Genomic DNA, 12,876 nt, shown 5'->3' with positions numbered 1-12,876 from the left:
GCCACAACAAATTGATTTGTTTACGCAATTAAATAAATCATATTGTAACGTTGCAAAGTGGTCTTTTAGACCCGTAGCAACATCGCGCGCGAATCCCCCGTGCTTCCAGCCGGGGGAGATGTCAATAGTTAAGTATTAGGCAACAATCAATTCTGGCTCGTTTTCTGTTGGTGCAGCATCTTGCACTATTGAAGGTGTATCGCCTTTGCGTTGGAGGATACCGCCAAGCATTGCTAATAAGGCGTTTACTTTGCGGGTGCGCCACTCCGTAGTGAGTTTTTGCACCTCCAAAGCAGGCATCCGGCGCATCATTGCCTCATAAAGATAAGCAGCATGACCGGTTTCATCTGTGACAATGCTTAACATTCCTAATTTCAGGTTGCGATCGCTTGGGTTATCATCAGGTAAAACATTCGCCATCCGCCGAAAGTCTTTGCCGGCATCCAATTCTAGAATGTAGGTACTAGCCATAAATACGTTCCAGTCAATGGCATCTGGTTTTAGCTGTTCACTAGAATAACCCTCAAAATAGGCGGCAAAAAAGGGACTGCGATTCTGTTGTGATTTCTTTTCGTCTGTTTTCTTGGGCAAACTCCTAAAATCAATCACTTCTTTATTAAGCTGTTTTAAGGCATGGGCAAAAATTTGACCGTGCCTATTTTCATCGGATGCGTGTTTTGCAAGTTTCTCCGCAAGCCATGTATCACCTTCAGATGCTGCGCGTTGGCTTAAAGCTTCCAGAAAAGGTACTGAACCAGATTCAGCCAGTTGGAATCCTGCTAGGACGTTGGGTCGCGTTTTGCGATCGCGCATCTGACTTGCAGAGTAATAAGCCGCAGCACCAGAACCTAGCAAATGCATGAAGTGCGTAAATAAGTTCATCAAAGATTCCCGCTGATTTTGCCTCGTCTACATTACCTATACTAATCAAAGATAATTTGAATGATAACTTGACTTTGTTATAAAATCGTGACTAAAAAAGGAGAAGGATAAAATGTGAATAATCAAAAATAAAAATTGGTTACGACTGAACAGTTTATCTGTAAAGTGGCTTAATACTTCATACTTGAGGTTTCGTATCATCCCAAAGGAAGATTTTGGTAGTTTAAATGGAAAAATTAATTAAGCCGCTAACTTGGTTTTGTACAGCTGTCCTGATTTTGTCTTTGATGGCATGTGACCGGATCTTCCCACCTCCGGGAGACCTAGTAGAAAGAATCAGTGATGGTGATACTTTAACAGTCAAAGATGCTAAAGGTAACAATATCACCGTGCGCTTTGCTTGTATTGATGCACCAGAAGTACCGCATTCAAAGAAAGAAAGAGAAAGTAAACGTGCTAGCGATCGCAATCAATTTACTTGGGGTGCGAAAGCGGAAGAACGAGTGCAGCAACTAGTGAAACAAAGTAGCGATCGCGTCACTTTAAATATTACTGATAGCGACCGTTACGGACGAAAAGTTGCCGAAGTGCGTTTAAAAGATGGCACTTTAGTTCAACAAGTATTGCTGCGTGAAGGATTAGCAAAAGCCTATCGTCCTTACTTAAATAAGTGTCCTAGTAGAGATTTAGTTGAGCAAGCTGAAGCAGTAGCGAAGCAACAAAAGCGCGGTATTTGGAGTGATGCTCAGTTTATCAATCCTTGGGAATATCGGAGTTTTAACAAGTAATTTTTGAGGGCTTCAGCCCTCACTACGAATAATATCAAGATTTAGGCGATCGCTTAACTGGATTCATCCACGTTTCCAACCAACTAAATAGTTGTGAAGAAAGCAATGTTAAGCACAAGTAAACTAACGCTACACAACCATAAATTTCAAAGGCGCGATAGTTTTCTGCTACAATCAATTGCCCTTGGCGAAACAATTCTTCAAAGCCGATAATCGCAACCAAGCTAGTATCTTTGAGCAAACTAATAAATTCATTGCCCAAAGGTGGTAACATTCGCACCAAGGCTTGGGGAAAAATTACATAGCGCATGGTTTCTGTTGAACTCAAACCTAGTGATTGTGCGGCTTCCGATTGTCCAGTTTCAACCGATTGAATACCAGCACGGACGATTTCTGCAATGTAAGCTGCGCTATTTAAACTTAAGGCGATGACTGCTGCGACAAAACGACTAAAGTGGAGAGGAAAACCAACTTCTTGAGCGATCGCCGGTAATCCAAAGTAAATCATAAAAATCTGCACAAGCATTGGCGTTCCCCGGAAAAAATCGACATACGCCCTCGCCAGCCAACGCACTAGTGTAATATGAGAAAGGCGGATAATTCCAATTAAAGAACCGCCAATTAAACCCAGCACTACAGAAAATATCGTCAATTGCAGCGTTACCAAAGCTCCCTGTAATAGAATGGGAAAATACTGGAAAATTACGCCAAATGAGGCAGATATTCCCGATCCGCTAGCGGGTGTCTCATTTTGAAATGCTAATTTTAACGGTAATGCTGGCGGTTCTACTTTAAACCATTTTTTGTATATTTGGGAATAAGTTCCATTTTGCAACAACCTGTCTAAACCATCGTTTATTAGTTTGAGATTCGGCGAGTTTTTTGGTGTGGGAATGCCGTAATATTCTTCTGTCAGCAGTTGATTGATTACTTTAATTCCCTTGAGATTCGCCGTATTAATCGCGTATAAAATAACAGGTGCATCATGAATGACTGCATCGACATTACCGTTAGCTAATTCTTGAAAAACCAAAGGTGCAGAATCAAAGCTGCGAATTTGCACACCGGGAATTTCCTTAGCCTTTTTTGCGCCAGTTGTGCCAATTTGTACGGCAATTTTTTTATTTTTTAGATGATCAAAAGTAGTAATATCTTGATTATAATTGCGGATAGCGATCGCTAACCCCGCCTGAAAATAAGGACGCGAAAAAGAAACAGTCTTCCCTCGTTCCTCTGTAATAGTGAAAGAACTAATCGCCGCATCTACAGTATTTGCTTGCAATGCTGGGATAATGCCATCAAAAGGTATACTTTGCCACTCAACTTTCAAGTTAGCCGTTTGGGCGATCGCATTCATCAAATCAATCGAAAAACCTTGCAACTTACCCCCCTCCCCCTTAAACTCAAAAGGTGGAAAAGCAGGTTCATTCGCTACCCGCAAAGTCTTCCCCCCACTACTCACATCATGATTGAAACTACAACCACCAAGCACCAACAGCAGACAACTCAAACTCACAACCAAACTCAACCGCAGCCAATTAACAATTCTCAAACCAGCCATATTCTTCCTCTGCGTCCTCTGCTACAAGTGCGGTAGCGCTACGCGTCTACGTTAAATAAAATCAACTTTAACCAACAATCATCTAAACTGAAACCAGATTACCTGTAGTGTAGTTGACATTTGGAAATGAATAATTCCATCCCCGCCATCACTTTTGACAACATCGAGAAAAACTTTGGTTCCCTCAAAGTTCTCAAAGGAATCAGCGGTGAAATCAAGCGAGGTGAAGTCGTAGCAGTTATTGGCTCCTCTGGTTGTGGTAAAAGTACTTTACTACGCTGCTTCAATCGTTTAGAAACGATTAATGCAGGGCATTTGACAGTTAATGGTATTGAAATACACAATACAGATTTCAGTAATCAACAATTGCGACAACTCCGGACTCAGGTAGGCATGGTTTTCCAGCAATTCAATTTATTTCCCCATATTTCAGTGTTAGAAAATCTGACACTTGCTCCGCGCAAAGTATTGGGGAAAACACTGAAAGAAAGCGCTCAATTAGCAGGGTTATATCTAGAAAAAGTTGGACTTTTTGACAAAGCATCTGCATATCCCGAACAACTTTCCGGTGGACAAAAACAACGAGTAGCGATCGCTCGTAGTTTGTGCATGAACCCCCAGATTATCCTATTTGATGAACCCACCAGCGCTTTAGATCCAGAACTTGTCGGTGAAGTGTTGCAAGTGATGCAGCAACTAGCAGCAGAAGGAATGACAATGGTAGTTGTCACCCATGAAATGCAGTTTGCGCGAGAAGCGGCACATCGGGTAATATTTATGGATCAAGGTATTGTCGCCGAACAAGGACCAGCTTTTCAGGTCATCTCACATCCTCAAAGCGATCGCTTGCGTAGCTTCCTCAGTCGTCTCAACAATTGATCAAACAAGTCCCAAGTCCAAAGTCGAAACTTAAATGAAAGCGATCGCCTGTGCACCCATCAAGCGATCGCAAACGAGCATGTAAACCAGATGAACAATAGTACAAATATACTATGCGATGCGATCGTTGTACAGTTTCCGCAACATCTTTTATTGAGACTGCGTACCATCAGAAATTTGTTGCAACCAAGCCAATAAATCTTCCTCAGTAGAAAAATCTAGCAGTGCCTCAGCCAAATCCTCCAATTGAGTCAGGGATAAAAGCCGCAGACGCTCTTGTAGTTGAGGAGTTACCCCACCAATTCGCCGTATTAGTAGGCGCTGAATGATTGCTAACTCTCCTTGCTGTATTCCTTGTTCTCTTCCTTGTTGTAGTCCTTGTTCCATCCAACTGGTAACAATTTCCATAATGACTTCCTGTTGCGTTGGCTCCATAGTAGCAATTTCAGCTTTTAACAGAGTTTCTTCTTCCGGACTTAATCGCAGATAGGTATCTATGAACCCGGAAATTAACTTCATTTTTGCCGGGTCTAAATTTAATCTAGACATTAGGCGCAAACATTCATATTTCACTCGGCGACGGTCTTGTTTTGCAATGTTCATTTTTGACATCAGCGCCGTAGCTACAGGATTTTCTTGCTGTAAGAAATCTTGCCAATTTAAGCGATTTAGCTGGATCGCATCATAGTTGAAAGTCAAAACAACTTTGCTCTTGAAATTCTATCTGATGAATGTTTGACTCTAGGTCTTTTGGCGTGTTGTAGGAGAACAAAGCAATGGGATAAACTGGCAAATTATATTTTTCGTACAACCGCGAAAAGTATCGAAACATCCGTTGAGGAAAGGTTTCTTGATGTTGTGCTTGATGTTCTAGATGAACAAGAAAAAATGACTCTTTCTCTTGGAATCTGGCTTTTACTAGCAAGTCTGTTTCGTATCTTTCCCCAGCAGTAACATCAGTAAATACTTCTTTGTCAATAAAAGATATTGAGTCGCGTTCTAAATAAACAGCGACCTCTGGTAAGAAAAACTCAATAAACTCCCAGAAAAATGTTGTCAGGAGTTCTTTGAATAAGCGGTCATGATCTATCATTTTTACTGTACTTCTATCAATTCCACATTAAATACTTCTGCAAAAGATTTTGCCACGCAAGAGCGTATTTCTTGACAAGTTATGCCAGGAATGAATTGAGCTAAACTGCCTACAGGTTTATCAGCAATGCCGCAAGGTATAATCCGCTCAAAGCCTGTCATATCAGGACAAACGTTTAACGCGAAGCCGTGCATGGTAATCCAACGGCTAACTTTAATGCCAATAGCGGCTACTTTGCGTCCTTCTAACCAAACACCAGTGAAACCGGGAACGCGATCGCCTTGCAAACCACAAACTGCCAGTACGCGAATTAATACCGATTCAAGTTGTCGCAAATACCAGTGCAAGTCTTTGCAATAACGTTGCAGATTTAAAATTGGATACCCTACCAATTGACCGGGACAATGATAAGTAACTTCGCCGCCTCTTTCGACTCGATGCACATCGTAGGGGCTTTTGTCAATATCAAAGTTGAGAAATTCTGTGGTGGCTCCTTGTCCCAAAGTGTAGACGGGTGGATGTTCAAGCAAGATTAACACGTCATCAAGATTTGGGTTTTGGACACGTTCATTTAAAAGCGATCGCTGCCACAAAAGAGCATCTGAGTATGGCATCAATGCTTGGTTATATACCAAACAACGGTTAGATGGCTGAGGATTACTACGGTTCATGCCAAAAATCAACTGATTAAGAAGTAAAAAGTGTTTAAAGACACAATGTAAAGTCAATAAATGTCAAGCTTTGCAAAGGATTTTAAAGGAAAGTCAAGGGTTTCGACTTTAGAAAATACAAAGTGCTAGCTTGAATATATAACCTCAATGGTGTTCGGAGGAATTCTCTGCAATAATCATCACGCCACGAAAAAAAAGAACAAATGCACGATTGTCATAGAGTCGGCAAAAATCTGTTCACAAATTATTCTGGCGTTAGTGATAAACCTGACTGTCATTTCCTTACAAACAAACCAAATACACATCAAACATTGAGCGGGAGATATCAAATGAAGCTTGTCATCCACGGCAAAAATATTGAAATCACCGATGGAATTCGGGAATATGTGCATCAAAAGATTGAAAAGGCAGCAAGTCATTTTCAAAACATAACAAACGAAGTGGATGTTCACCTTAGTGTTGCTCGCAATCCCCGAAATAATACTAGACAATCGGCTGAAGTGACTATTTATGCAAATGGTAGCGTCATCCGTGCCGAGGAAAGCAGCGAAAATTTGTACGCTAGCATTGATTTAGTCGCAGATAAAATTGCCCGTCAACTGCGAAAATACAAAGAACGGCGTCAAGATAAGAAAACTAATGCTCAAATAACCATAGAAGGAGTAGTGCAACCAGAGGTAGTTACAGATTTAATAGGCGATCGCACTCCGGAATTACCCTCAGAAGTTGTTCGTACTAAATATTTTTCCATGCCACCAATGACAGTTGCCGAAGCTTTAGAACAATTGCAACTGGTGGGACACGACTTTTATATGTTCCACAATAGCGAAACCGAGGAAATTAATGTAATTTACGAACGCAACCACGGTGGGTATGGTGTAATTCATCCCCGCAATAATAACGGACACACCAACGAGAAAAACGGTAAGGCAAATCATCACAATATTGCCATGCCGGAAAAATCACACACCCATAAGTAGTAAAGTTGTAGTTAGCGCTGTCTTCGCAAAGAGCGCTAACTACAAATATCACACCCAAATATCACAGGCTGGTAACATTTTTGCCCTAATGCGGAAATTAATTATGCGTTACCCAGAACCCCTAGAGACTAGCAAGTGCGACATCTCTACTTTTCCACTTTCTTTGTGTCTAATAGACAAACGTCGTGGAAAACAATTATTGTGACGTAGCACAGAATCGTCTCTTGGGGTTTTGGACAAAGCATATTTAATTTTCACCAGGTGTCTAATAGACATAGGAGTGAAAAACAATGTAGAGACTTCGTATTTCGCGTCTCTACAAAGGTTGTAGACAACACATAGTTCATTTCTGGAGATGTCTAATAGACACGCAAAAGTAAAAATTAAATATGCGTCAACTAAAACCCCAAGAGACGTTAAATTTAACGTCTCTACATTCTTTTCCACTTTCTTTGTGTCTAATGTAGTACTAACAATTACTGTCAGCCTCACATATCTGAAATTATCAATGGCATTTTTCCTGGAGTTTGTTTATTCTTTAACAACTTGGAGACTTTTCAAACTACTATCTGCACAACCACTAATCATCCCATCCATTGCTAAAATCTGTTGTAAGTAGGCGATCGCATTGTCGGTAATGATTTCTCCTGGCATCAAAATCGGAATTCCTGGTGGATAAGGACAAACAATTTCTGCACAAATGCATTCAGTAGTTTCTTCTATGGGCAATGTTTCACTTTCAGCAAAAAAAGCTTCTCTAGGCGACATACGCACAGAATTACCCAGACTAATGATATAGTCCCACACAAGCTTGGGTAATTTCAAGTCTTTTTCATTTTTGTTAACTCCAGTCATCTGAGCAAGAGTAATGAAACCTTGCACCAATTGCTGAATATCCTCCGCAGTGTTACCTAAACTGATAATAAATGTGAGATGTTGCAGTGATGCAAATTCTGCTGTCACCCCCAGTTGATCGAGAATTTCCTCAGCTTCAAACCCAGTTAAACCCAAGCCAGAAACCGTCACAGTTAACCGCGTTTTGTCTAAAGTGACGAAGGAGGAGGGGGGAAGTGGGGAAGGGGGAGAGGGGGGGAAGTGTAAAACTGATAATCCGGGAATTTGGCTGATGCGGGTTCTAGCTTCATCTGCAAGTTGCAAAGTATCAGACATTAACTCAAAGCCATGCAAAGCCATTTGCTGACGTGCTGCATCTAAGGAAGCAAGAAGTATGTAACTAGGACTGGTAGATTGTACTAATTGCAAAGCTTTATTTAGGCGATCGCTATCTACCCTATTACCCTGAACGTGCAGCATTGATGCTTGAGTCATCGCCCCAAGTGTTTTATGGATAGATTGTACGCTTAAATCTGCACCTGCGGCTAAAGCAGCCATCGGCAATTGGGGATGAAATGCGAAATGTGCGCCGTGTGCTTCGTCTACCAGTAAAGGGATATTGTATTGGTGGACAAGGGAAGCGATCGCATGAGCATCTCCACATACGCCGTAATATGTTGGATAAACTATCATCACCGCTTTCGCATCAGGATGTTGTTCTAATGCTGCTTGCAAAGATGTAGGCGTGATACTGTGAGCAATATCTAAAACAGGGTCATATTCCGGATTCACAAAAATCGGCATAGCCCCAGAGAGAATTAAACCTCCTACCACAGAAGAATGCACATTTCGCGGCAAAATAATTTTATCGCCCATGCCACAAGTAGCCAAAATTGCCGCCTCAATTCCACACGTAGAACCATTGACAAGAAAGTATGTTTGTGCAGCACCAAAAGCCTCAGCCGCGAGTTGTTGCCCTTGCTGAATGACTCCTTGGGGTGCAAACAAATTATCTAACTCTGATAACTCAGTTAAATCAGCACGAAATACAGCTTCACCAAGCAAATCAGTTAAACGTGGTGAAATTCCTTGTCCTCGCTTGTGTCCTGGGGTGTAAAAACCCGCGTGAGGACGTGCGGCATTCGCTTTTAAAGCATCTAATAAAGGTGTTTGGTTTTGATTCAGCATTTTTGAGAAACGAACCGCAGGGGGGGATGGGGAGAGTTATTGAGATGGCGGGTTGGGGGAAAGAATTGTCCCTTCCCTGCTCCCCCTGTCCCCCTCTCCCCCTTTCCCACTGTCCCCTTCCCTTGGGTGTAGCCTTTAGGGAGATGTCAGCAGTATTGCTTGTCATCTAGGTTGGGAAAGTCAAATAATTTATATAGATTTACCATGATTTACCCCACTGCTATATCTATACCCGAACCGCAGATTCCCACCCCAGAACCGAATCCCCTACCGAGTCCCGCACCTAGTCCCGAACCAAGGATTCCCACTCCCACACCACAACCAGTACCTGCTCCGATTCCCCAGCCGGTTCCTAGTCCAATTCCCCAAACAATTCCTGAACCAGTTTAAAACTAATTCTTGGTAGTTTGTAAGATAGTGATTGGACTTTAATCCGTCTTTAAAAGCTTTGATGCCTGCGGCAACCCCTGCGGGCAACGGAGGAAACCTCCGCTCAAACTTTTCGCAAAATCCAAAATCTAAAATCCAAAATGCTAAGAGCCGGAATTGTTGGACTTCCCAACGTGGGAAAATCTACTTTGTTCAATGCCTTGGTGGAAAATGCCAAGGCTGAAGCTGCTAATTTCCCTTTTTGTACAAAAGACCCGAATGTCGGCATTGTTTCTGTGCCAGATGAACGTTTAAATGTTTTGGCAAAGATTTCTGTTGCTAAAAAGATTGTCCCGGCTCAGGTGGAATTTGTCGATATTGCCGGTTTAATTAAAGGTGCAAGTAAGGGTGAGGGAATGGGAAATCAATTTCTCTCCCACATTCGAGAAGTGGATGCGATCGTGCATGTGGTGCGGTGTTTTGATAATGATGATATTATCCACGTTGCGGGTTCAGTAGATCCAGTGCGCGATATTGAAATCGTCAATTTAGAACTTGGTTTAGCTGATTTGTCACAAATTGAACGCCGGATTGAACGCACTCGCAAACTAGCACGTACTAACAAAGAAGGACAGTTAGAATTAGCACTTCTAGAGAAATTAGCAGCAACATTAAATGAAGGCAAGTCAGTCCGTCAACTTGGTTTGACAGAAGAAGAAACCGAGATAATTAAAGGACTGGGATTACTCACAGGTAAACCGATTATTTACGCTGCGAATGTCTCAGAAGATGACTTGGGAACTGGTAATAATTATGTAGAAAAAGTTCGCCAAATTGCCAGCCAAGAAAATGCTCAAGTTGTAGTTGTTTCCGCTCAAGTTGAATCAGAATTAATTGACTTACCAGAAGAAGATAAAGCTGATTTTCTGGCATCTTTGGGTGTGGAAGAAGGTGGTTTAAAATCTTTGATTAGTGCAACTTACGCGCTTTTGGGTTTAAGAACTTATTTCACCTCTGGTGAAAAAGAAACCCGTGCTTGGACAATTCATGCGGGAATGTCTGCACCTCAAGCTGCTGGTGTAATTCACAGTGATTTTGAACGGGGATTTATTCGCGCCGAAACTGTTGCTTATAATGATTTGGTGACGACTGGTTCGATGACTGCGGCAAAGGAAAAAGGATTAGTCAGAAGTGAGGGAAAAGAGTATGTTGTGCAAGAAGGTGATGTGATGTTATTCAGATTTAATGTCTAGGACGAGTACGAGAAATTAAGTTTTTTCTTTATACACTCCTTTTGGGGAGTGTTATTTTTTAGGAAAGATGAATTACTTATAAAAAAGTTTTTTCGTAGTGAGGACTTTAGTCCTTAATTTGATGAGGACTAAAGTCCTCACTACAATGTTATTATCGCCTAGAATGTCGGGTTGTTAAATAGCAGCAAAGATAAAACAAAGTCAATCACAAAAATTGACACCCAAGTAGTAACAACTGCGGCTGTTGCTGATTCTCCTACTTGTTTTACTCCTCCTTTGGTAGTTAGTCCCCAACTACAACCCACGACAGCAATCATTGAACCAAAGAGAAATCCTTTCAGCACAATAATCACCAAATCTGACGGTTCCAAAAAACTTCTAACTGACTCTAAAAATTTTTCCGGCGCTATCTGATAAAATTGGAAGGCTGCAAAAACTCCGCCAGCTATGCCAGTAACTAAGGCAAAAATGGTTAATAACGGTACCATCAAACAGCAAGCAATGACTCTGGGAAGTACTAAATAATCAATTGGATCGGTTCTCAGCATATAAAGTGCATCAATTTGCTCTGTCACTCGCATTGCACCAATTTCTGCCGCAAAAGCAGAACCGACTTGTCCGGCAATTATACAACCTGTCAAAATGGGAGCTAATTCTCGGCAGAAAGCTAAAGCAAAAGCACCACCAACAGCATTTTCCGCACCGAATTGCACTAATTCTCTTGCCGTCTGAATGGTAAAAATCATGCCTGCAAAACCACTCACCAGCAAAACTGGAAAGATAGAAGCAGGTCCTGCTTTGACCATATGTTCCATAATATGACGGTTGTGCATTTTTCCTTGGAGTAAATGCAGCCAAACTTGACCAAAAAGCAGCATAGCAGCTCCAAAGCGTACAATCCACGATCGCTCTAAATGGTCTTTTGGTCGCAATTTCACTATTATCCCATCCTACTTTCTCGCCTTGGGTGCACCTATAGCATATTTTTGGTTGACTGTAAATACTCAAAATCCATTTTTTCCATCCGAGACAATTAACTCACTCATCTTGGGAGTGCAGTCAGGTTTAGACTAGTTCTGGATGCTATAAACCGTTGAAGCGATCGCACGGACTGTGGCTATAGTATTTATCAAAGATTTGCAGTTGCTGTTGCTAGCACAACTATAATTGCGATAATTGGGAATATTTCTAAGGCAGAGGCTTTTCAATTTTGAGTGCGATCGCACTCAATGGGAAGCAGCTTTGAATGCTCCGTTCTAAAACTCTTGACTTTGGGAACGTAGACTTTTATTGTGTTATAAACCTCGTCGATGTTAAAACCTGGGGTTTCTAATTTAGGACTTACGCACTCGTTCTGGGAAAAGCATCCTCTGCTACCAAAAAACGTTAAAATTGCTACTTATTTTCATTTACAAACCGATCCCAAGGCTGGTTTACTTAATTACGTCATTTATCCTAGCGGTGACGATGCCTATCAAAAACGCATTAGCGCTAAAAAGTAATCCTTTAGGAGGATGTCACATCATCAAGTCCTGCTAATTATTTTAACGTTCGCGGAGCATCTCTGAACGATAAGAGCTACGTCTAATCAAGGGTTTCGGACAACGCATAATTAATTTGTGGAGATGTCTATTTGCAAGATTTTTTCCACATGATCCAGATTACCAACCATTCGCCGAATTGGGTGGGGCCAAACTTTAACGAGGGTGGGAGTTGCTGAAACCTGATCGAGTTCTGCAAGTTCAGGATTTGTCAAAACATCAACAACTTTTAAAGTGTAAGGATGTTTAAGCGATCGCTCTAACAATTCGTGTAGATTTTGAAGAATGCGTTCAGTTTTGGCACTATGTCCAGCAACAAATAAGCGAAGAACAAACCCTTGGGTTTTCGGTTCGGCTTTTTGGATTGCTGCGATCGGTTCTGGAGATGCTTGAGCTTCACAGAACTCTAAGCGCACAATTAAATCATGGTTTTCCCAAAGTTGCCCAAAAGAAGATCGATAACTAGATAATACCATGCGATCGCACAATCCCTCTTGCCACGGAGAGGAATGCCAAACTAAATCCCCCGTGCCAAAAACAGCATTCAGCACAGCCTGATGTCGCATTACTAGCGGATAAGCTTCCGCAAAAGTTCGTACTTGCTGAGTGCGTGGATCTAACCAGTGGTCAATAGTTGCCGTGTAGCAAGGCACTAAAAAATGAGGTGGTTCTGGTAAGTCTAAAATTTCTTGTAAAAAAGCGCACAAATGCAAATGCCATCGACCCTTTTTGTCAGGATCGATGCAATAAATTAAATCTCCTCCAGGTGTAAATAGCGCAATGCCCTTAAACATCTGGGGTAAAAGTGGTTTATCTGGATTCAAGGGAAGGGATTGG

13 protein-coding genes are annotated in these 12,876 nt (G+C 41.7%); 5 read left to right on the top strand and 8 right to left on the bottom strand.

The features are described 5' to 3' along the window. Positions 1-135 precede the first annotated feature (135 nt). On the bottom strand, positions 136-882 hold the full coding sequence (locus OGM63_RS27970) for a ferritin-like domain-containing protein (protein WP_263749006.1): 747 nt from the start codon (positions 880-882) through the stop codon (positions 136-138). 227 nt (positions 883-1,109) lie between these two features. Between OGM63_RS27970 and OGM63_RS27965 the strand changes: the two genes are divergently transcribed. Then, entirely contained in the window at positions 1,110-1,670 is a 561-nt protein-coding gene (locus OGM63_RS27965; protein WP_263749005.1) for a thermonuclease family protein, read from the top strand. Positions 1,671-1,704: 34 nt separating this feature from the next. Here the strand turns inward: OGM63_RS27965 and OGM63_RS27960 are convergent, their stop codons facing one another. Further along, complete coding sequence (locus OGM63_RS27960) at positions 1,705-3,231, bottom strand: ABC transporter permease subunit (RefSeq protein WP_263749004.1); 1,527 nt, start codon at positions 3,229-3,231, stop codon at positions 1,705-1,707. A 126-nt stretch (positions 3,232-3,357) separates the two neighbouring features. Between OGM63_RS27960 and OGM63_RS27955 the strand changes: the two genes are divergently transcribed. Further along, positions 3,358-4,110 (top strand): amino acid ABC transporter ATP-binding protein, encoded by a 753-nt coding sequence (locus tag OGM63_RS27955; protein WP_263749003.1) that lies wholly within the window; start codon positions 3,358-3,360, stop codon positions 4,108-4,110. A gap of 150 nt (positions 4,111-4,260) precedes the next feature. Here OGM63_RS27955 and OGM63_RS27950 read toward each other — a convergent pair whose 3' ends face one another. The 3 genes from OGM63_RS27950 to lipB are packed head-to-tail and all read right to left on the bottom strand — an operon-like array spanning position 4,261 to position 5,874. Next, positions 4,261-4,809, bottom strand: coding sequence for a DUF4351 domain-containing protein (locus tag OGM63_RS27950; RefSeq protein WP_263749002.1), 549 nt, complete (start codon positions 4,807-4,809; stop codon positions 4,261-4,263). After that, entirely contained in the window at positions 4,793-5,203 is a 411-nt protein-coding gene (locus tag OGM63_RS27945; RefSeq protein WP_263749001.1) for an Rpn family recombination-promoting nuclease/putative transposase, read from the bottom strand. Before OGM63_RS27945 ends, OGM63_RS27950 begins: the two co-directional genes overlap by 17 nt. Positions 5,204-5,205: 2 nt before the next feature. Next, positions 5,206-5,874 (bottom strand): lipoyl(octanoyl) transferase LipB, encoded by a 669-nt coding sequence (gene lipB / locus OGM63_RS27940; protein WP_263749000.1) that lies wholly within the window; start codon positions 5,872-5,874, stop codon positions 5,206-5,208. 329 nt (positions 5,875-6,203) lie between these two features. Here lipB and hpf point away from each other — a divergent pair, with 329 nt between their 5' ends. Beyond that, positions 6,204-6,854 (top strand): ribosome hibernation-promoting factor, HPF/YfiA family, encoded by a 651-nt coding sequence (hpf, locus tag OGM63_RS27935; protein WP_263748999.1) that lies wholly within the window; start codon positions 6,204-6,206, stop codon positions 6,852-6,854. 531 nt (positions 6,855-7,385) lie between these two features. Here hpf and OGM63_RS27930 read toward each other — a convergent pair. After that, the gene (locus OGM63_RS27930; protein ID WP_263748998.1) at positions 7,386-8,876 is read right to left on the bottom strand and encodes an aminotransferase class I/II-fold pyridoxal phosphate-dependent enzyme; all 1,491 of its coding nucleotides are present in this window, start codon (positions 8,874-8,876) and stop codon (positions 7,386-7,388) included. A gap of 204 nt (positions 8,877-9,080) precedes the next feature. Here OGM63_RS27930 and OGM63_RS27925 point away from each other — a divergent pair, with 204 nt between their 5' ends. Both OGM63_RS27925 and ychF read left to right on the top strand, forming a co-directional pair. Further along, positions 9,081-9,266, top strand: coding sequence for a hypothetical protein (locus OGM63_RS27925; protein WP_263748997.1), 186 nt, complete (start codon positions 9,081-9,083; stop codon positions 9,264-9,266). A gap of 140 nt (positions 9,267-9,406) precedes the next feature. Continuing rightward, a complete protein-coding gene (gene ychF / locus OGM63_RS27920) occupies positions 9,407-10,498 on the top strand; it encodes a redox-regulated ATPase YchF (protein ID WP_263748996.1) in 1,092 nt (363 codons plus the stop codon). Between the two features lie 158 nt (positions 10,499-10,656). On the opposite strand, the gene OGM63_RS27915 is transcribed toward ychF, so the two are convergent. Further along, complete coding sequence (locus OGM63_RS27915) at positions 10,657-11,436, bottom strand: MlaE family ABC transporter permease (RefSeq protein WP_263748995.1); 780 nt, start codon at positions 11,434-11,436, stop codon at positions 10,657-10,659. A 674-nt stretch (positions 11,437-12,110) separates the two neighbouring features. After that, complete coding sequence (locus OGM63_RS27910; RefSeq protein WP_263749007.1) at positions 12,111-12,833, bottom strand: circadian clock KaiB family protein; 723 nt, start codon at positions 12,831-12,833, stop codon at positions 12,111-12,113. Positions 12,834-12,876 lie beyond the last annotated feature (43 nt).

Origin of the sequence: Plectonema radiosum NIES-515, from assembly GCF_025753815.1 — a bacterium.
Taxonomy (GTDB): Bacteria; Cyanobacteriota; Cyanobacteriia; order Cyanobacteriales; family Nostocaceae; genus Hassallia; species Hassallia radiosum_A.
Note: the sequence above shows the minus strand (reverse complement) of the source record. Positions and strands in the feature narration are given on the sequence as shown.

Excerpts from the sequence above, each read along its gene's own strand:
- OGM63_RS27960 (WP_263749004.1), bottom strand. The coding sequence starts at position 3,231 with ATGGCTGGTTTGAGAATTGTTAATTGGCTGCGGTTGAGTTTGGTTGTG.
- OGM63_RS27910 (WP_263749007.1), bottom strand. The coding sequence starts at position 12,833 with ATGTTTAAGGGCATTGCGCTATTTACACCTGGAGGAGATTTAATTTAT.
- OGM63_RS27965 (WP_263749005.1), top strand. The coding sequence starts at position 1,110 with ATGGAAAAATTAATTAAGCCGCTAACTTGGTTTTGTACAGCTGTCCTG.
- OGM63_RS27955 (WP_263749003.1), top strand. The coding sequence starts at position 3,358 with ATGAATAATTCCATCCCCGCCATCACTTTTGACAACATCGAGAAAAAC.
- OGM63_RS27925 (WP_263748997.1), top strand. The coding sequence starts at position 9,081 with ATGATTTACCCCACTGCTATATCTATACCCGAACCGCAGATTCCCACC.
- ychF (WP_263748996.1), top strand. The coding sequence starts at position 9,407 with ATGCTAAGAGCCGGAATTGTTGGACTTCCCAACGTGGGAAAATCTACT.
- hpf (WP_263748999.1), top strand. The coding sequence starts at position 6,204 with ATGAAGCTTGTCATCCACGGCAAAAATATTGAAATCACCGATGGAATT.
- OGM63_RS27930 (WP_263748998.1), bottom strand. The coding sequence starts at position 8,876 with ATGCTGAATCAAAACCAAACACCTTTATTAGATGCTTTAAAAGCGAAT.
- lipB (WP_263749000.1), bottom strand. The coding sequence starts at position 5,874 with ATGAACCGTAGTAATCCTCAGCCATCTAACCGTTGTTTGGTATATAAC.
- OGM63_RS27970 (WP_263749006.1), bottom strand. The coding sequence starts at position 882 with ATGAACTTATTTACGCACTTCATGCATTTGCTAGGTTCTGGTGCTGCG.
- OGM63_RS27945 (WP_263749001.1), bottom strand. The coding sequence starts at position 5,203 with ATGATAGATCATGACCGCTTATTCAAAGAACTCCTGACAACATTTTTC.